Origin of the sequence: Paenibacillus sp. FSL H8-0280 (genome assembly GCF_045040665.1) — a bacterium.
Taxonomy (GTDB): domain Bacteria; phylum Bacillota; class Bacilli; order Paenibacillales; family Paenibacillaceae; genus Paenibacillus; species Paenibacillus xylanexedens_A.
Genome location: NZ_CP150296.1, coordinates 1,176,078 through 1,196,787 on the forward strand (window position 1 = coordinate 1,176,078; position 20,710 = coordinate 1,196,787).

Annotated in this window: 15 protein-coding genes; 11 read left to right on the top strand and 4 right to left on the bottom strand. The window is 47.2% G+C overall.

The genetic code is table 11. The annotated features are described in order from the left end of the window. Positions 1-114: 114 nt before the first annotated feature. From MHI12_RS05245 to MHI12_RS05275, 7 genes are all read left to right on the top strand, one after another. Positions 115-798, top strand: coding sequence for an ABC transporter ATP-binding protein (locus MHI12_RS05245; protein ID WP_405171760.1), 684 nt, complete (start codon positions 115-117; stop codon positions 796-798). A gap of 18 nt (positions 799-816) precedes the next feature. Then, complete coding sequence (locus tag MHI12_RS05250) at positions 817-2,187, top strand: ABC transporter permease (RefSeq protein ID WP_341006310.1); 1,371 nt, start codon at positions 817-819, stop codon at positions 2,185-2,187. Between the two features lie 28 nt (positions 2,188-2,215). After that, a complete protein-coding gene (locus tag MHI12_RS05255) occupies positions 2,216-3,292 on the top strand; it encodes an efflux RND transporter periplasmic adaptor subunit (protein WP_405171761.1) in 1,077 nt (358 codons plus the stop codon). 571 nt (positions 3,293-3,863) lie between these two features. Continuing rightward, complete coding sequence (locus tag MHI12_RS05260; RefSeq protein WP_405171762.1) at positions 3,864-6,308, top strand: glycoside hydrolase family 6 protein; 2,445 nt, start codon at positions 3,864-3,866, stop codon at positions 6,306-6,308. Between the two features lie 854 nt (positions 6,309-7,162). Next, positions 7,163-9,499, top strand: coding sequence for a rhamnogalacturonan lyase (locus MHI12_RS05265; protein WP_405172935.1), 2,337 nt, complete (start codon positions 7,163-7,165; stop codon positions 9,497-9,499). Positions 9,500-9,869: 370 nt separating this feature from the next. Then, positions 9,870-10,883, top strand: coding sequence for an AraC family transcriptional regulator (locus tag MHI12_RS05270; protein WP_405171763.1), 1,014 nt, complete (start codon positions 9,870-9,872; stop codon positions 10,881-10,883). A 189-nt stretch (positions 10,884-11,072) separates the two neighbouring features. Further along, the gene (locus tag MHI12_RS05275; RefSeq protein WP_405171764.1) at positions 11,073-12,578 is read left to right on the top strand and encodes an alpha-glucosidase/alpha-galactosidase; all 1,506 of its coding nucleotides are present in this window, start codon (positions 11,073-11,075) and stop codon (positions 12,576-12,578) included. 125 nt (positions 12,579-12,703) lie between these two features. On the opposite strand, the gene MHI12_RS05280 is transcribed toward MHI12_RS05275, so the two are convergent. Beyond that, complete coding sequence (locus MHI12_RS05280; protein ID WP_405171765.1) at positions 12,704-13,120, bottom strand: hypothetical protein; 417 nt, start codon at positions 13,118-13,120, stop codon at positions 12,704-12,706. Positions 13,121-13,538: 418 nt separating this feature from the next. Between MHI12_RS05280 and MHI12_RS05285 the strand changes: the two genes are divergently transcribed. The 4 genes from MHI12_RS05285 (at position 13,539) to MHI12_RS05300 (ending at position 16,783) form a co-directional block, all read left to right on the top strand. Further along, positions 13,539-14,309, top strand: a complete 771-nt coding sequence (locus MHI12_RS05285) for an amino acid ABC transporter substrate-binding protein (RefSeq protein WP_036606344.1) — start codon at positions 13,539-13,541, stop codon at positions 14,307-14,309. A 112-nt stretch (positions 14,310-14,421) separates the two neighbouring features. Beyond that, positions 14,422-15,081 carry an amino acid ABC transporter permease gene (locus tag MHI12_RS05290; RefSeq protein ID WP_105600918.1) on the top strand — a complete coding sequence of 220 codons (660 nt, stop codon included), beginning with the start codon at positions 14,422-14,424 and terminating at the stop codon, positions 15,079-15,081. A 33-nt stretch (positions 15,082-15,114) separates the two neighbouring features. Further along, positions 15,115-15,870, top strand: coding sequence for an amino acid ABC transporter ATP-binding protein (locus MHI12_RS05295; protein WP_405171766.1), 756 nt, complete (start codon positions 15,115-15,117; stop codon positions 15,868-15,870). Positions 15,871-16,441: 571 nt separating this feature from the next. After that, positions 16,442-16,783 carry a DUF4190 domain-containing protein gene (locus tag MHI12_RS05300; protein WP_341006321.1) on the top strand — a complete coding sequence of 114 codons (342 nt, stop codon included), beginning with the start codon at positions 16,442-16,444 and terminating at the stop codon, positions 16,781-16,783. A 129-nt stretch (positions 16,784-16,912) separates the two neighbouring features. Here the strand turns inward: MHI12_RS05300 and MHI12_RS05305 are convergent, their stop codons facing one another. From MHI12_RS05305 to MHI12_RS05315, 3 genes are all read right to left on the bottom strand, one after another. Beyond that, a complete protein-coding gene (locus tag MHI12_RS05305; RefSeq protein WP_405172936.1) occupies positions 16,913-19,099 on the bottom strand; it encodes a YhgE/Pip family protein in 2,187 nt (728 codons plus the stop codon). A 77-nt stretch (positions 19,100-19,176) separates the two neighbouring features. Then, positions 19,177-19,755, bottom strand: a complete 579-nt coding sequence (locus MHI12_RS05310) for a TetR/AcrR family transcriptional regulator (protein ID WP_264934565.1) — start codon at positions 19,753-19,755, stop codon at positions 19,177-19,179. Positions 19,756-20,077: 322 nt separating this feature from the next. Further along, a complete protein-coding gene (locus MHI12_RS05315) occupies positions 20,078-20,566 on the bottom strand; it encodes a hypothetical protein (protein ID WP_405171767.1) in 489 nt (162 codons plus the stop codon). Between the last annotated feature and the right edge of the window lie 144 nt (positions 20,567-20,710).

Below are 20,710 nucleotides of genomic sequence, written 5' to 3' on the forward strand. Positions count from 1 at the left end.
TGACGCGAATCTATACATACAAGTTCAAAAAAACTGGTTTTCAGTACCGAGAAGATGGGACTTTTTGAACAACCTCTGTACATATTTAGCAAGTAGAAAGGAAGAAATGCAGTAATGCTTCAAGTTGAACAATTATCCCACTCGTTCCGCAATGGCCAGGGAACCGTGCCGGTGCTTCAGGATATCAACCTGACGATTGGGGAAGGCAAGATGGTAGCCCTGCTGGGCAGTTCTGGTTCGGGTAAATCCACACTGCTGAATCTGATGGCGGGGCTGATGAAACCGGATCAGGGCAAGATTCTAATTGCGGGACAAGATATTGTACGTTTCAGTGAAAATCGCCTGGCTGAGTTCAGGCGCAGTCATATCGGGTTTATTTTTCAATCCTATGAACTGCTGTCCAATCTTACGATCCGGGAAAATGTAGAATTACCCTTGGTGTTTATGGGGATAAGCCCTTCAAAACGCAAAGCAAAAGCATTGAAGCTGTTGGAACAGGTTGGACTGGGTGAAAAGGCAAGCTTGTTCCCGTCTCAGTTGTCGGGCGGCCAACAACAACGTGTCAGTATTGCACGTTCGCTCATTACCGAACCCTCGGTGATCTTTGCAGATGAGCCTACCGGGAATCTGGATACCGAGACGGAGGAAGAGATTATTACGATTTTGCAGCAGCTTAACCGGGATATGAATACAACCTTTGTCATTGTGACACATGAAGCAGAGGTCGCGGAGCAGATGCAAGTTGTGCTTACACTGCAACATGGAATACTGGTCGAAGAGGCTGTAAGGGAAGTTTGAGGCAAAAGGAGAGGAAATGTGAGAATACGGGATGTAGCACGTATGGCCTGGGGACAGATCATTCGCAGAAAAATGGTCACACTGCTGTGCATGATGGGGTTGTCCATCGGCTCTGCCGCCATGATCATTGCACTTAGCGTGGGGCAGTCCGTACAGACCTATAGCGAGAAAACATTGAACGACAATTACAAGATGGATGAAATTACGATTACGCCTAATGAGGGCATTCGTACCGGCAACGGCAAGGGGAATGGTCAGACATCGAAGTTTGAACGGGGAGCATTGACGTTGGAAAAGATTCAGATTATCCAAAGACTACCCCATGTTGTTGCCGTGGCTCCCATGTTAAAGCTGGATTCGCTGGAAATGGTGCTTCCGGATGGTCGCAGCACGTATGTTGAGGTCATTGGTACCCAGCTGGAGACCCTCGGTGGGTTTGGATACAAGTATGCTGAGGGGCGTGGGGCAGAGGATGGTCGTATGGCGGTAACCAGTTATGGGGCTGCATTTGGACTCGTGGACCCCAAAGTAACTCAGAAGTTATTTGAGCAGTTGAATGCTGATCCATATAACAACGAGCTTTTGGAACAGTTTACGGAAATGTCCGCCAAGCAGGATCAGCTGGTTCAGCAGCTGGTTCAGTTCCGGTATGAAGATTATACGAATGCGAGCAAAACCAAAATGAGTGGTTCTATACGTGTGTCTGGAGAGTTGACGAAGCCTTCCAACATGGATGAGATGAGCGCTCAAAACGATAAAAAAGTATATCTGCCGCTCGATACAGCTCGTGCATTGCAGGATGAGCTTGGATTACAGCAGGCCGACAGCAGTGCGGCCAAGCATCTTAACTCTGCCTTGGTGAAGGTTGAGGACAAACGTTATGTATCCCAGGTGGAAGAACAGATTAAAAAGCTGACGTTAAACACACAGAGTAATCTGTTCCAAGAGGAAGCGATGGCAGGTCAATTGGCGATGTACCAAAAAGCGGCATTGGGGATCGGTGGTTTTATCATGCTGCTGGCCTCATTATCCATTATTGTAGCGATGATTATGTCCACGCATCAGCGTCGTAAACAGATTGGTGTGATGAAGGTGCTGGGCGCAAATCTGTGGCAGATCCGTCAGATGTTTATTACGGAAGCAGCGATGCTTGGATTAATGGGTGGCGTGGCTGGTGTGGGGATTGCCTTTGCTGCCCTCGGCGGGGTGAACAGTCTGCTGGCGAGTCAGATGGCAGATCAGATGAATGGTCCGATGACCGTCGTTATTCAGCAGTCGGCTCTGCCACTTGGCATCGTTTTTGCTGTTCTGGTTGGCATTGTATCGGGTATATATCCGGCAATCAGCGCATCACGGACCAATGCATTAACTGTGATCAAATCAATGTAATTTTATCAGCGAAAGGGAAATTGGGCACATGAAGAAATGGATTAAAATTATCATCACCGTTGTACTTTTGGCAGGTGCAGGGTACTGGCTGTATGAAAAGTACAAGCCAAAACCGGAGGCGCCTATAGAGATTCCGCCCCCGATTACCTTTGATGTGACACAGGAAACGATGACGCAATCGATACAGGTGAAAGGGAAATCCGTATACACCGATCAGACGGAAATCTTCGCTCCGTATGCTTCCAACATCAAGCAGTGGCACGTGAAAAGTGGTGAGCAGGTGAGCAAAGGCGATATCCTGTTTACCCTCGATACTTCCACGTTACAAACGGAAGTAGAACAGTTGCAGAGTGATCTGGAGAAAGCCCAGCTGGAAAATAAGATGAATCAGGTTAGCCTGGATCAAGCGAATATGAGTGAGACGCTTGGCGTGACGGAAGAGGAGCGCAAGAAGGCATTTGCAGATCGGGAAGGTAAACGCCTGACGAATGAATTGAATCAAAAAGCGTTGGTCCTCAAGGAGAAGGAGATACAGAAAAAGCAGGCAGTTATAAGTAAGTCTGTTGTGTATGCTTCCGCTTCCGGTATATTTCAGATGAATGAAGAGGATAGCAAGACACGTGCGGTGACGGAAGGACAGCTGATCGGGTCCATTACAAACATCAGCAAACTGAAATTCATGACGATTGTTGGTGAGGAAGAAATGTTCAGGCTCAAGGTGGGCATGCCAGTTAAGGTGCGAATGACAGCGCAGAAAGACCTGCAATTCACCGGGAAGGTAAGTAAGGTGTCCAAATTCGCCCGCAAGAGTACCGATACGGACCTCAAGCAGGCTTCACAGTTTGACGTGGTCATTGATCTGAAGCCGGACGCCAGAATGTATGGAGGCGTGAGTCTGGAAGGCGATATCGAGACAATGCGGAAGGATAAAGTGACGGTAGTGTCCAGCCTCGCGATCATGCGGGATCAGACCGAGCCTTACGTACTGTTAGACAAGGGCAATGGACAGACAGAGCCGCTGACGATCCAGGCTGGAATGGAATCGGGGGACAAGACAGAAGTAGTTAGTGGCTTGAAACCGGGAGACATTGTCGTTTTGCCCTAAACGTAGGAATATAAGAACGAGACATTATATGTAGTGACTAGCTAGACGAGAGGGTTCATTCGGCATTGTAAAACACGAGGTTCATTGTGGCAGATTGCCAGGATGGACCTCGTGTGTCTTTTGGAGCAAGGGATGTCCAGAATCCTGCCTGAATTATGGAAAAAAATATAATAAAATTTATATAATTCAATTTACAGTAATATTTACATGACGTATAATCAGAATATAAGGAGGTGACACCGAACATCATGTTTGTAGATGGATAGGCGAAGACCTTTTTTTTAACTGTTTAAAGAAAGCGCTTACCCGATTTAGGATTCAGACATCCCGTAAGTCATTGTTCACACTTCTTCATGTCCAACACACGTTCAACCACACCCACCATATTATACTCATTCACATGATTCGCCCTCACACACCATTTGTTTGCTCAAGATTCCAGTCATACAACCATTTCTTTTGGAGGTGATACAACCAACTCATCCGAACGTTCTCTTCGTGCTAAGCATCATAATGACACAGAGGATCAGACATGAGTACAACCCAATCTAACTAAAGGAAAGGTGGAACTATGAAGACTAAATTGAAAACCAAATCGAGAGGTAAGAAGATCCTGCGCAAAGGTGTAAAGCAAATGTTGGCAGCAACGCTGCTCGCTGCGGGGATTTTCCCTGGATTGTCTCCAGGCTTGACTCAGGCGGCTGAAGCACATGTGGATAATCCATTTGTAGGGGCAACCGCCTATCTGAATCAGGACTATTCAGCTCTCGTGGATACGTCCATTGCACTAACCAACGATGCGTCGTTGAAGGCCAAGATGGAGACCGTCAAATCGTATCCAACCGCAGTATGGGTTGACCGGATTGCTGCAATCTATGGCGGTACGGACAACGCTGGTCGCAAAAGTGTAGAGCAACATCTTGATGCCGTTCTCGCTCAAAAGAAACCGGGTACACCGATCACCGCTTCATTTGTTATTTACAATCTGCCCGGACGGGATTGTCATGCACTTGCATCAAATGGTGAGCTTCCACTAACACAGGCGGCACTGCAGACCTATAAAACGGATTATATTGATGTGCTCGCAGATATCTTCGCAGATCCGAAGTATCAGGATATTCGCATTATTGCTGTCATTGAACCGGACAGTCTGCCTAACCTTGTGACCAACCTGAGTACACCAGCTTGTGGTCAAGCCAGCTCAACAGGTATCTATGAGGCGGGTGTGAAGTATGCATTGGACAAGCTGCACGCCATTCCAAATGTGTACAACTATCTGGATATCGGCCACTCCGGCTGGCTTGGATGGGATAACAACCGTTCTGCAGCAGTCGCGCTGTATACAAGTGTTGTGCAAGGAACAGCCGCAGGTCTGAGCAGTGCAGATGGCTTCATTACAAATACAGCGAACACTACACCGCTGGGGGAGCCGAACCTGTCTAACCCCGATCTCAATATCGGTGGACAACCGATTAAATCTGCCAAGTTTTATGAGTGGAATCCGTATTTTGACGAAACCGATTTCACTGCTGCGCTGTATGCCGATTTCGTACAAGCTGGCTGGCCAAGCAGCACAGGTTTCCTGATTGATACTAGCCGGAATGGGTGGGGCGGGGTAGACCGTCCAGCATCTGCTACGGGCAGCAACATCAACGATTATGTGAATTCCGGACGTGTAGATCGCCGGGAGCATCGGGGGAACTGGTGTAATGCCAGTGGCGCAGGTATTGGTGAAGCACCTAAGGCTGCACCAGGACCAGCGCATCTGGATGCTTATGTATGGGTGAAACCTCCGGGTGAATCCGATGGCTCCAGCTCCGAAATTCCGAATAACGAAGGCAAAGGTTTTGACCGGATGTGTGATCCAACCTTCACGACTCGGGATGGTGTATTAACAGGTGCATTGCCTAATGCTCCGGTATCGGGTCACTGGTTCCATGATCAATTCGTGGCACTGGTGAAAAACGCATTCCCTGTACTGCCTGCAAGTAACGGTGGAGGCAACCCTCCGGGCGGAACAACAGCTCCGGCAGCACCAGCAGCATTGACAGCTTCTGCCGGTAACGCTCAAGTCTCCTTGACGTGGACTGCTTCTACAGGGGCTACAAGTTATAGTGTGAAGCGGGCACTGAGTGCATCAGGTCCATTCACAACAGTTGCAGCTAATGTAAGTGGAACATCTTACAGCAACACCGGTCTGATCAATGGTACAACCTATTATTATGTGGTAACGGCAACAAATGCAGTAGGTGAAAGTGTTAACTCTGCAACAGCAACAGCTACACCTGTTGCAGGTGTAACGGCGCCAGCTGCACCGACTGCTCTCACAGCAACTGCAGGCAATGCACAGGTGAGCCTGACGTGGACCGCTTCTACAGGTGCAACAAGTTATGATGTGAAACGCGCGCTGAGTGCAACAGGTCCGTTCACAACGATCGCGGCGAATGTGAGTGGTACGTCCTACACGAACACTGCCCTCACGAACGGCACAACGTATCATTATGTGGTAAGTGCAGTGAATGCAGCAGGGCAAAGTGCCAATTCCGCTGTAGCTTCCGCGACACCTCAAAGTGTCGTTGTACCAACGAGTGATCTTGTCGTGCAATATCGTGCTGGAGATACCAATGCTCAAGATAGCCAGATCAAACCGTATTTCAACATCAAAAATCTGGGTAGTACTGCTGTGAATCTGAGTGATCTGAAGATCCGGTATTACTTCTCCAAAGAAGGCTCAGCTGCGATGGATTCTGCCATTGATTACGCTCAAGTTGGCGGAGCCAATATCCAGCGGACCTTCACAGACTCGTATGTGGAGCTGAGCTTCACATCTGGCGCTGGCAGCATTCAGGCTGGTGGACAGACTGGAGACATCCAGCTTCGCATGTACAAAACAGACTGGTCCAACTTTGACGAGACGAATGACTATTCCTTCGATCCAACGAAAACATCCTACCAGGATTGGAACAAGGTAACACTCCACCAAGGTGGAAACCTGGTATGGGGTATTGAGCCTTAAACTTTAATTGTAACTGTCTTAACCGCGATCCTCAGTGTGTTAGAGGATTGCGGTTTTTTGCTATGCATTCAAGAGTCATTCTAGATTGAAGTTCTCACATGAAACTGTATTTAGAATCGCTTGGAGATCCGTATTAGGATGTGAGAGCGGATGTATTAAGCTGGGCTGTCCTCTGGTCATGAAAATGATCAGGGGGAGGGGGCAGCCCTATTTCTTTTCTAACGAACAGAGGGCACGTTATTTAGTTGAATTGATGCATTTGAAAATTCTAACGAATCGTAGACACGCTACTCAGTTAATTTGGGTGGATTTTGCCCCGTTTAGACCCGATTTGGTCCAAATAAGGTTGCTGAGATTCGTTAGGATTCGTTGATGGAGTTTAACGCCCCAATAGGGTGTGTGAGATTCGTTAGAAAAAACTTGGCGGTGAGCTTAGATCATCCTTCCGACTGAAGCGTCATCGGGTTAATTTTCCCAAATGACTCCTAAAAACACTGATTATTGATCGTTTTGGACGGATATTTGCCTAGGGTCTGGCAGACAGGATGTCTATAATAGAACCCGATGGGCGGGATCACCTCGCTCGGATTGGAAAGAGAATGAAAGGGGGACCGCACTCCGGTAGTCGGGCAAGCTGATTTCTCTTTTTTAATTTTGTAAGCGTAATCATTATGGATTGGGATCTTTCGTTGAAGAAGGCCTGTATGGATTATCGAACGTCTAATCATCATCGACGTGTATATGCGTTACCCATTCTGTCTCAAGGAGCGTGAAGGTGGATGAACTCAGAAACAACAGCGCCGGTACATAAAGGATCGGTGTCAGGTCGGCAATCCGGTCGCAAGAAGGATCGTATGCCACTTGCAGCCAAGGTGCTCTCTTCGGCACTCAGCGTAGCTTTGCTCATTGGAGGAACAGCTGGCGTTACGGGAGCGGAAGCTTCCAACGGTAATGGGGCGACGGAGGCCAGCCTGCAATCACATAAAGGGGGCAGTCACGTGAAAGAGATTCAACTGGAATATCTGGATCGGGGTCTGGTGGCTGCTTCGACCTCTGAAGGTGTTTTTCTCAGTTGGAGATTGCTTGGTGACGAGGCCACAGGGTATAACGACAAAGGGCTGACAGGTACGGACTTTAACGTCTATCGTGATGGCAAAAAGATTGCTACTGTCACCGACAGCACCAACTATGTAGATGCCGCGGGTAAATCGTCTTCCCGTTATGAAGTGGCAGCGGTGAACAAGAAGGGCAAGGAGAGCAAACGCAGTGCATCCGTCAAACCTTGGGCGAACGGCTATGTGGATACTCCACTGCAAAAACCCGCCGATGGCGTGACGCCTGCCGGAGAAGCTTATACGTATTCCGCCAATGACATGAGCGTGGGGGATGTGGACGGGGATGGCCAGTATGAGTTTTTCGTCAAATGGGACCCTTCCAACGCCAAGGACGTATCGCAAAAAGGATACACGGGTAAAACCTATATCGACGCTTACACCCTGGACGGTCAGTTGTTGTACCGGATCGATCTTGGGGTCAATATCCGTGCAGGTGCTCATTATACACAGATGCTCGTTTACGATTTTGACGGGGATGGCAAGGCTGAGATGATGTTTAAGACCGCTCCGGGCACGAAGATTATCAAATATAACAAAAAAGGAAAAGTAACATCCGAGAAGTACATCACGCTTCCGAAGCAGGATCGCAAGGCAGGGTACTCGAACGAAGATGATTATCGCTTGAGTGCGGATGGGTACTACGATCACGTGGTGGATATGTTCAAAAACTGGCATAAACACGATGAGGTTGTGAAGGGGAACTGGCCTGCGACATTGGAAGAGGCTTTTGGAATCGAGAAAAAATATAATTACCCATTATCTCAGCAGGATGCCGAGAGCTTGGCCGACTACTTCATTGATGTATATGCGGTAGAACGCAGTAATCGAAATGAGCTGCGCAAGTTCGAAGGTTTTATCGTGGATGGACCGGAGTATGTTACGGTATTTGAAGGCAAATCGGGCAAAGAGCTGGAGACCATTCCATATGAACCCGAGCGTCATGATGATGGTCTGATGTGGGGCGATTATGCCATGGCACGGATTGAACCGGGGAATCGGGTGGACCGTTTCCTGGCAGGCGTGGCATATCTGGATGGTAAGAAACCATCTGCAATCTTTGCACGCGGATATTATACACGTTCAACGATGGTTGCCTACAATTGGGATGGCAAGAAACTAAAAAAGGAATGGAAAGTGGACAGCGGTTGGACACCGATGAAGAACCCATTCAATGACGGACCGCACGGCGTGGATGGTACAGATCCGCAGTATGGCTCCATCACAACTCAGGGAGCTCACTATTTCAGTGTGGCGGATGTGGATGGAGACGGCAAACAGGAGATTATCTATGGCTCCGCTACGATTGATCATGACGGCAGCGTGCTATACAGCTCAACAGACCTGATGCCTGCCGAGAGTGCTGCACCGGGAACCATTGCCCGTCTGGGTCATGGCGACGCACTTCATGTGGCAGATATCGATCCGGATCGTCCGGGACTTGAGATTTTCATGGTTCACGAGGGTGGTCCGTGGGCGCCATACGGCTATTCCCTGCGAGATGCGAAGACCGGAGAAGTGATCTATGGCGGGTACACGGGGAAAGATACCGGACGCGGCATGGTGGGTGATGTGGATCCGACTCGCCGTGGGCTGGAGACATGGGCTGTAGGATTATGGACAGCTACGGGTGAGAAAGTCAGTGATCAGGCGCCAGGCACAAATATGAATATCCGCTGGGCTGGTGATATGACGACACAGATCGTTGATGGTGCGATTGATGTTACACCAACCATCAAAGACTGGAATCGTGGCACGTTGCTGACGGCAACAGGCACATTGACCAACAATCACACCAAAGGTACACCTTCTCTCGTGGCTGATATCTTCGGGGATTGGCGGGAAGAGATGTTGGTGAGAACCACCGACAGTTCAGCGATTCGTATCTATCTGAGTACCGAGAAGACAGACCGCAAGCTGTACACGCTGATGCATGATGCGATGTATCGTGTGGGCATTGCCGGACAGAACAGTGGATACAACCAGCCTTCCTATCCGTCCTTCTACATGGCATCGGATATAGACTGGTCCAAAGTAACGCTGCCTAAGTTCTACACGCCAGGTAAGGGCGGAAAGTAAGCAGGCCGGATGAGCGATAGCTAGCAATAGCAACATCACATGTGTTCATGATCAGGCTGTAACCGTGACGCAGCGTCGTTAGTTTTAAGCGTTGGCATCGAAGCTTGGAAGCTCTGGAATTCCCATGTGTCTCGTCACATGGAGGTTTCAGAGCTTTTTTACATTTGGATCTGCGAAACAGACCTTGGCGAGTTCCCAGCCACCCATGTTACGTCATTCTTTTACATCGTTGGAGTCTAAATGCTCGGTAGTATTTATCAAATTAAATAATACAATGAGGCTTTTAACGAAGACAGTTTATATCCACCCGACAGAATTGTTACAATGGAGAAAAGTGAGGATCGATCGTTGCAGGAATGGAGGTATGGATATGAGCATCACGAAGCACTGGACAGGAAGCCTGTATCAGGATGCATTGCGAACTGAGGACTGCGGGCCGCGTTTCTACGCGTACTATTACAAACAGTGGGACAACTATCGTATGTCTTATCACCATCATGATTCCACAGAGATCATGTATATTATTTCGGGAATGTGCCGGGTGGATGTGCAGATGCCGGATGGGAGTTCGGAGCAGGCCGTTTTGAAAAAAGGGCAGTTCATTATGCTCGACGCAGGTGTCCCGCACCGTTTGCTGGTGGAAGATGGTGTCCCTTGCCGGATGCTCAATGTGGAGTTTGGTTTCTCCACCTCGTCTCCCGGACAGCTATCCATCCGCCAGCTTGCGCTGGAAGAGGAAGAAGTCCAAGCTTTACTCACTAATGCTTCGCCATATCTGGTATTGCCTGATCCGGAAGAGGTGTACCACATTATGAAAAGTCTGGTGTTGGAACTCGATCAACGCGGTCTGCTGGATCAAGGAAGATCAACCGTGCCGATGAAGATCATTCCGCCAGAGGAAAGGTTGCATCACCGCGAAGCCCGGAATCTAACGTCCCCGGAACAGGGCATGCTGGTGCGTACATTGTTCATCCAGTTGCTGGTTCGTATTGCGCGTCTGCGCGGAGAAATGAGTCGTAGTGCGACAGATCAGGCGGAGTTGTATGTCAAACGAACCATTGAATTCATGCATCACAATATGGATCGCAACATTCAGATGAAGGATATCGCGGCAGCCGTCAATCTGCATCCAGGCTATTTACATCGCATTTTTCGTCAGCACACGCAGCGCACACCTACCGACTACCTGACGATGCTTCGAATGGAGAAGGCCAAGATGCTGCTTCAGCAGACCAATATCCCGATTTCAGAGATTTCCGACTATGTCGGGGTAGGCAGTCGTCAGTATTTTCATATGTTGTTCAAAAAATATACAGGTCGTACACCGGTTGAATTTCGCTCCTCTATGGAACGACATGTCAGTCAGTACCCGCCGGATGAATGAGCCGATTGCAGTTATTTTGAATACAAATGGATTATTGGATCTAACGCATAAAAGTTAGGATTTTTGACAACAAGATCTTGAACAGGTCATGATTTTGATAACGCTTCCCTATTTGTGGTTGGTACAATGATTTCATGAAGAGAGTCATTAACCGAAGCGAAAGATTCGGATTTAGGGGAGGACATAGGCATGTCGTTTAAAGTGGCGTTTATCGGGGCAGGAAGTATCGGATTTACACGGGGATTGTTAAGGGATTTGCTCACGGTACCGGAGTTTAACAACATCGAGATTGCGTTCTGCGACATTAGCCAGCACAATCTGGACATGGTGACTGAGCTGTGTCAGCGGGATATCCGTGAGAATGGATTGAATATTCAGATTCAGCCGACAACGGATCGGAAAGAAGCGTTGAAAGGTGCGAAGTATGTACTGTGTACGATTCGTGTAGGGGGACTGGAAGCATTTGCAACCGATGTGGATATTCCACTGAAATATGGGGTAGACCAATGTGTCGGCGACACGTTGTGTGCAGGTGGCATTATGTATGGACAACGCGGAATCACTGAGATGTTGGATATCTGTAAAGATATTCGTGAACATAGCGCACCTGACGTGCTGCTCTTGAACTATTCCAATCCGATGGCGATGCTCACATGGGCCTGCAATAAGTATGGCGGTGTGCGGACGATCGGACTGTGTCATGGCGTACAGCATGGTCATCATCAGATTGCGGAAGCTTTTGGCTTGAAAAAGAGTGAAGTGGATATTGTCTGTGCCGGCATCAACCATCAGACCTGGTATATCCAGGCATCTCATGAAGGTAAAGACCTTACAGGTGATCTGCTCGAAGCCTTCGAGAAACATCCCGAGTACAGCCGCACTGAGAAAGTGCGGATCGATATGCTGCGCCGCTTCGGGTATTACAGCACGGAATCAAATGGTCATCTGAGTGAATATGTGCCGTGGTACCGCAAACGTCCTGAAGAGATTAACGAATGGATCGATCTGGGCAATTGGATTAACGGAGAGACAGGTGGGTATCTGCGGGTATGTACCGAGGGGCGCAACTGGTTTGAAACTGATTTTCCTAACTGGATGAAGGATGAACCGATGCAATTCATTCCGGAAAAACGGGGCGAGGAGCACGGTTCGTACATTATTGAAGGGCTGGAGACGGGACGTGTCTATCGTGGACATTTCAATACCGTTAATAATGGAGTAATCTCGAACCTTCCGGACGATGCGATTATTGAGGCACCGGGATATGTGGATCGCAACGGCATCTCTATGCCACATGTAGGCGATCTGCCCCTTGGCCCGGCTGCGGTATGTAATGTGAGTATTTCCGTGCAACGTCTTGCGGTTGAAGCAGCGGTCAACGGAGATGATAAATTACTTCGTCAGGCGTTCATGATGGACCCGCTCGTGGGTGCCGTATGTAATCCAAAAGAGATCTGGCAGATGGTCGACGAGATGCTGGTTGCACAGGCCCAGTGGTTGCCGCAGTACGAAGATGCGATTGCTGCCGCAGAAGAGAGACTTGCTGCTGGCGACCTGATTCCAACAAAGGAATATGAAGGAGCGGCAAGACTCAAAGTGAAAACCGTTGAAGAGATGCAGCAGGATCGCGATGCTGCCAACAAAAACGCGGGGGAATCGGATAAAGGGAAAGATCGCGAGAAAGTGCGGCAATAGTTGGAGGCAGGATGTACAACAACGAAATATAAACGGAATATGAAAATTAAGAAAAACGAATAAGAAATATAAAGAGTAAACGGGGCCCTCTCCAGTATTGGAGGGGCCCTTGTTTGGTTCTATTTTTACTCAACGACACGAACCACAAACGTAAAAGAAGTATCTCCCAGGCTGATCTGTGAATCTTGAGGTGAAGACCAGCGGACAAATGCTCCGTAATAATGTGTCCCTGGTTCCTTGGGAAGTTGGAAGGTCCCATCCGTAGAAGTAATGGATTGATTGCGGTTGTCCACATATTCAGAAATACTTATCTCATCAGGGAGGATATCTATACCCATGTCTATGGACAAATCCTCACCGACAAGAACTTGGACTGGACTGTTGCCTTCAAAATTTAGGCTAGCGTAATCAGCGCAGGTGCCTCCCCAGCAATAACTGCCCTGTATAGCAGGAATAGAGATGCCGCTTTCGCTCTGAATAGTTGGCGTAGGCAGTTTCTGAGGTAAGTGGGGCTCCGGTTGCTGAATCTGTTTTGATCCCATTTTGATTTCCTTTGTACTATTACTTGGAGTAGGATTACAGCCGGATAATATCAGTGAAGTTGTAAAGAGTACCAGCGAAGTAAATGTTTTCATAGTATTGAAGAATTTTATTTTACCCACCTCCCTAATATATTCCAGACGAGAAGCAAGAGAGGAATGTTGCTAATCAATGAGTGGGTACGGAGTTGAAGGAGCTACAGGAACTAAATTGGGATTTTCAATATGTGAGAAGCTGGTGGAACCGGCACCAGTGAAAGAGGCTTTTTCACAGATTGTTGACAATTAAACTGTAAGAAATAGAAGGAAATAGGCAAGAGACTCGACTCTTCTCCCATGCTATGTTATTATAAATCTCTGATAACGTGGTAACGAACTAAAGCGTTTGGGTTTTGGTTATAGACATGGAGGGGTTCGAGAGATGAGAAAAAAAGCGATTCTACTATTATTCATTAGTATATGTGTATTGATTGTGGCGGGTTGTTCCAGTTCCGCAAGCAAAGACGATAACACGATTGTTGTAGGAATTGATGACAAGTTTGCTCCAATGGGCTTCCGCGACGAGCAGAATGAAATTGTTGGTTTTGATATTGATTACGCAAGAGCTGCAGCGGAGAAAATGGGTAAAGAAATCACATTCCAGCCAATCGACTGGTCTTCCAAAGAGTCAGAGCTGAACAGTGGCCGTATCGACATGATCTGGAACGGGTACACCATTACGGATGAGCGTAAAGAGAAAGTACTCTTCACGAAGCCGTATCTGGAAAACAGTCAGGTAGCTATTACCTTGGCAGACTCGCCAATCACAAAGCTGGATGAACTTGATGGTAAAAATGTGGGATTGCAGGCGCTGTCCTCCGCGGCAGATGCATTGGCAGCAAGTCCGCTGAAGGATAAAGTCAAAGCTTCTGAATTTAAGGATAACGTGCTTGCACTGACGGATCTGAAGACAAAACGTCTGGATGCGGTCATCATTGATGAAGTGGTAGCGAGATACTACATGTCCAAAGAAGAGGGAACATTCAAACTGATGGATGAATCTCTTGCACCGGAACAATATGGCATTGGTATCAAAAAAGGCAATGAAGAGCTTCTGAATCAGCTGCAAAAAGCGCTGGATGAGTTGAATGCAGACGGAACAGCGGCTAAAATCTCCACTCAATGGTTGGGTGAAGATAAGGTTCTGAAATAGGCAGGTTATACACCTGATATATAGTTAGAAACAAAACAGACCCCGTATTCCATGCTGGAGCGATTTATGCCCCAGAGGAATGCGGGGTTAACAGATTAGAGGAGACAAAACAATGAGTTGGGATTATCTATCGACCATTTTAAAACCGATGTTAGAGGGTGCGCAGACCACCATTTTCATGTTCTTGCTGGCGATCGTGTTATCCGTACCGCTTGGATTTGCGGTCACGCTTGCGATGAGAAGCCAAATTAAACCACTGGCATGGATTGCCCATACGTATGTATATGTGATGCGAGGAACACCGCTACTGCTCCAAATTCTATTCTTCTGCTTCGGTTTACCATTGCTTCCGGTGATTGGAGAGTATCTGGTGTTTGATCGTTTTGTTGCGGCAGGGATTGCGTTCATCCTGAACTATGCGGCTTACTTTGCGGAAATCTTCAGGGGCGGACTGCTTTCCATTGATAAAGGGCAACATGAAGCGGCGAAAGTTCTGGGATTAACGAAGTGGCAGACAATGACCAAAGTTATCATCCCTCAGATGATTCGTGTAGTATTGCCCGCAACGGCCAATGAGTCCATTACGCTCATCAAGGATACGGCACTGCTCTATGCTGTTGCTGTACCAGAGCTGTTGTATTATGCACAAGCGGCGGTAAATCGCGACTTGCAGCTGATCCCTTTCTTCGTGGCAGCGGTTATGTATCTGCTCATGACACTCGTACTCACGGTGCTGTTCAAGGCACTGGAGAAGCGGTTTTCATTTGAATAAATTAAATCTGATCAATCAAAGGACTGTCTGCACATGACACATATAATAGAAGTAAATCAATTGAGAAAATCATTCGGCACACTTGATGTGCTGAAACAGGTATCTTTCAACGTGGAACCAGGCGAAGTAATTGCCGTCATCGGGCCTTCGGGTTCGGGGAAAAGTACGATGCTGCGCAGCCTGATTCATCTGGAGGATATTTCGGGTGGAACGATTCGCATTCAGGATCAGACGTTGGTTGATAATGGCCGTTACGCGGGTGCCGCAGATATTCGCAAGATGACGGATCGTATGGGTATGGTGTTCCAGCATTTCAACTTGTTCCCGCACCTGACTGTACAAGATAATCTGGAACTTGCACCGAAGACTTTGAAAAAAGAAAGCTCAAACGTCATTCGATACCGTAGCCTGGAATTACTCGGCAAAGTAGGGCTGTCGGACAAGGCTGATGTCTATCCAGCCAATCTGTCCGGTGGACAGAAACAGCGTGTTGCCATCGCTCGCGCACTGATGATGCAGCCGGACATTCTCCTGTTCGATGAGCCGACGTCGGCACTCGATCCGGAGCTGACCGGGGAAGTGCTACGCGTAATCAAACAGCTGGCACAGGAAAACATGACGATGATGATTGTTACGCATGAGATGGGCTTCGCCCGTGACGTTGCAGATCGTGTATTCTTCATGGATAACGGGGAGATCGCAGAGGCGGGGCCGCCAGAACAGATCTTCGGCAATCCGAGGCTCGCACGTACCCGGACGTTTTTGCAGCGGGTGGAAGTGGAAGGATAGAAGAAACTTCAAATCTAAGAAATGTCGATAGAACGCAATCCTATGAGTAATAAGGGATTGCGTTCTTTTTTTTGAAAATAATAGCTTATGTCCAAAGGTATATGTTCCAGAAAATCAGTACAAGGGTCAACAAAATATAAGTTGCTACATTCCAATGGGTTCGAATTCTAAATGTTGTATAACTCATGATTCCAAACAAAACGATGCTAAAACATAAAACAGCTACATTATTTTGATAAAAAGCAATAAGTACAAGCATCAAAATCATAAGTATATTTATGACTTTATCGATTTTCATCGTAGTGATCCCCCAAAGATATTCAGAAAAGTATTACAACTATAATAATATCTATATGTTAGAGGTATTCTTGATTTATATCATCACACGGATAAATGGTTCTTAAATTCAAATCCTTGAAGTACAATCTATAGGCTTATAGATCTAGATATGTGACCGGGATGATGGGGATAAAATAAATCTAAAAGTAAATTGTAATTAACATAATATGGGCATTGCTTTTCCTATTAATCGATTATAATGAACATACTTAAATAACAGGGAGGATTTACCTTGGAACATCGCGAAAATGATGTGGATCGTTATTATAATGACACATTGCCACCACCGCCTTATGTAGTACCAAAGACCAATAGTAAGTCGATTGTATCACTAGTTTTGGGGATTCTGTCCGTCACGATTCCTTACGTGGGTATTGTAATCGGCATCGTCGCGATTATATTTGCATCTTTAGCCTTCAAAGAGATCAGAGTTCGCATGGAGCAAGGCAGAGGATTAGCCATTGCTGGACTTGTTTGTGGAATCATCGGTACAGCGATGTATGTATTACTTATTTTGCTCGTACTACTGTTTAGTTTCGCTATCTCAAGTTCTGAAATTTACTCTACATACTAGAAATATGAAGTTAGCAAACTTAGATTGTAGCTAAAACTAAAAAAAGCGAAGGCGTACCTTAGCTCACACCTCTTGTTATCTAGAAGAGGGTGGGGCTTAGGTACATGCCTTTGCTTTTTATTTTACTTTTTACAGGTGAAGTGCGGCTTCACTGCTGACGGTTGCGTTCTCCATGGTGCGATGCCTCATGAAATACGTTAAGGATCCTCCAAGCCCAATCACGGCGAATATGCACAGAATACCAATCTGATCCCAAGCCACACCGAACTGTCCACTTGAGATAACTGCTTTATAACCTGTTACCGAATAGGTCATAGGCAGCCATGGGTTGAATACTTTCAGCCAATTGGGAATCAGTTCGAGCGGGAAGGTGCCAGCGCTGGTGGTGAGCTGGAAGATCAGCATCAGAATTGCAAGGAAACGACCCGGATTCTCCAGCCAAGTCACCAGTGCCTGAATGATGTACATGAAGCTTAGACTGGTAACAAAGCTGAACAAGAGGAACAACGGAACGCTCTGAACATCCAGACCCAAGCCGTATAAGACCAGCCATGAAGCAAGCAGGGACTGCACTGCACTCATGAGTGTGAAAGCTAGCGTTTTACTCACAAAACGATTCCAGCCACTTGCATCGCTAACCGTGCTGCCGCGTGTTGGCACAACCAATGTCGCAATCAATGCCCCGACAAACAGCCCGAGTGACAGGAAGTATGGCGAGAATCCTGTACCATAGTTAGGTACCTCATTATATTTATGCTCATCGACCTGAACAGGCTCTGCATACATGGTTACCAGCTCATCGGTCTTCTTCACACTCCCCGTCTGCTCAGCCGCTTCATTCAGCTTGGTGGCAAGTTCGCCAGAGCCGTCCGTTAGCTTAAGCGTACCTTCTTTTAACTGACCGGCGCCGTCATCGAGCTTATGTGAGCCATCTGCAAGGGTTGAGATTCCGTCTGTAAGCTGGCTTACACCCGCAACCAATTTACCTGCACCAGCATTCAATTGACCTGAACCATCCACAAGTTTGGCTCCGCCAGCGGCTGCTTCGGATAATTTGGAATTGAACTGTTTCAGCCCCGTTGCAAGCTTTTCTTGTCCGGTGGACAACTGCGTAGCACCTTGTACCAGTTGTTGTTCGCCCTGCACCAACTGGCTGCTGCCTTGATGCAGTTGTTGCTGTGCAGCATACAGGTTTTGGCTGCCTGCGACCAACTGCTGTCCGCCTTGATAGATCTGCTCGCTGCCAACGGCTACCACCTGACTGGCTGCCAGGAGTTGCTGCACAGCAGGACTTGCGGCAAGCTCGGGACTCGCTTCGGCCAATTGAGCAAGACCTTGTGCAACGGCCTTAGCACCCTCGCTAACTTTTCCACTGCCCTCAACAGAACTTTGCAGCCCAGCAGTCAGTTTTGCACTGCCTTCCTCGGAAGCCGCCAGTCCTGCATCCAGCTTGGCTGCGCCTTCCTGAGCGGATTGAAGGCCAGCCTGTAGCTGTTTGCCGCCTGTTTTAGCCTGGGTTGCTCCATCACTTAGCTTCGTGCCTGCTGCTGCCAATTGGGACAGCCCACTGGACAGGGCGCTTGCGCCAGTATGAAGATCACCTGTGCCTTGGGCGAGAGTGGACGTACCTTCTTTTAACGAAACTACGCCCGTTCGGAGTTTGTCGGTGCCATCCGCCAGTTTAGACAGGTTCTCCTTTAATGTAGCAGCACCCTCATCCAGCGTGATCACACCATCATGAATCTGACCTGCGCCATCCCCGGCATCTGCCAAACCGCCAGAGATTTTTTCGACCTGATCCAATAACGTTTCGGTATACGATTCTGTGACTTTGGCAGCGACTTTGGAGCGAATCTGTTTGACCGCTGTGCCGCCAATCTGACCCGCGAGGAAGTTGTACCCTTCATTGGGTTTGTAGATCAGGTCGGCCGGCTCGGGATGCTCATCCATCAGGGTTGTTGCTTTAGCGGAAAAGTCCTCCGGAATCAAAATCGTCATATAATACGTGTTGGCTTGCATACCTTGTTCTGCTTGTTCACGAGTCACGAATTGCCAGTCGAAATCATCACTTTTTTTCAATTCATCGACCAGATTCTGACCGACCTCCAGTGATTTGTCATTGTAGACTGCGCCCTGATCCGTGTTGACTACGGCGACAGGTAACTCATTCATTTTGCCATAGGGGTCCCAGAATGCGTTCAGGAACAGGCCACTATACAGCACCGGAATGAACAGTACAACGAGAATTGGAATAAATACTTTTGGTTTCTTGAAGGCGGACTTCAGATCCTGCCCAAATACGTGGAATGATTTCATCATGTTCTCTCCCTATCCTTACGCTAATCCGTTTGTTCTATCTCTATTATGTGTTGAATCTAGTGGCATGCCTTTCTCTATGTGGGGGATAAGCCATTCTTCAGAAAGAGGCCCACAAAATCCTTGATCTGATCCTTGTGCAACGTAGGATGCGCTTTGTTCCAATCCGAGGTTAAGGTGACATACAACTTCAGCAGGACAAAAGAAACCAGCTTGGGATCATCTCTGCGAATCTGCTCTAACTCCATGGCACGGCTCACCTGACGCTCCAGGTATTCGAGAATGGCTGTCTCCACTTTTTGCAAACCTTCCTTGGCCTGCGGTGTACCGAAATCGTTAACCTCCTGAAAGAGCTTGATCAACAGCTCATGTTCCTCCCGGTACTCCAACAAAGAATCCATACTCATATGCACGTTATCCAGAAAGGAGTTTTCTTCCTTCACCGTCTGCTCTGTAATCTGTCTCATATCCGCAATGATCGAGCGCAGAATCTCGCTGAACAGTTCTTCTTTATTTTCGAAAAAAGTATAGATCGTTCCCTTGCCCACATTGGCAAGTCTCGCAACCTGCTCCATCGTTGTGGCCTTATAGCCAAACAAGGCAAATGATTTCTCGGCAGAGTCCATCACCTGTTGCCTTCGATCTATCGTTTTCATCGCATATACACCTCCTTGTAGATTGAAAGGATAATAGTAAGGTAAATCCTTTATTGACCGATTTACTATTACGGTCAGTTGGTCGTTGATAACTGTAGCACTTGAACAGGGAAGGTGGATGTGATCTTTGTCATGGTATGGATGGGGGACGGACAGCGGATCAAGAGGGCAGGGGATTATTTCTCAAAATAAATTGTTGAAAATAAAAGGCATGTGTGATAACCATATTATTGGTCATCACACATGCCTTTGTGGACATAGCAGATATGTTAGATATCTTGTTATCTTTAATGTTCACGGCTCAAATATCAAATAGGATGGATTAATCGTGTATTCCTCCACCTGTGTTAGTAGCCCAGACAGGATACCATCCTTTAGCTATATTCTTTGTATTATACAAAACTAGATTTCCATCATTTTGCATGATTAGCAAGTCGCCCACAAGATTTTCAGGTACATTTCCCGGGCCATACCACGCATTGGCCCACGCCTGATTGTCGGATGTCCAGTAGGGAGTATTGCTATAGTCCGTCAATTTCAGTCTTCCGTTATACTGATCTATTATTAGCATGTTTATTCTTAGATCTTTGACGTTGGTATTCCATAACAGAGTTTTATTGCGCACATTTCTTAACTCAAGAACTCCAAAGCCATTTAGTCCCATTATATATGTATTGTTGTTTGAGACTAACCGCCCTGCAGTGTGCATGGTGTCAGAAACGGTAAGTCTTTCTTGAAAAGCAAATGTTGTTGAGGAAAAAGGGAGAAGTAGTAGGAACATAGCTAAACTAAGCAAAAATGTCTTTTTCATGATATCCTCTTTTCTGGTTTTATTTGCTAAATGTAGAGTAACTATATCATAGTAAAGTTTTAAAATATATCATTATTTCCATAAATAAAAATAAATTGAATTTATAGAGAATGAAACTTTCAACTCTTGCCCTGCGTCCAAAAT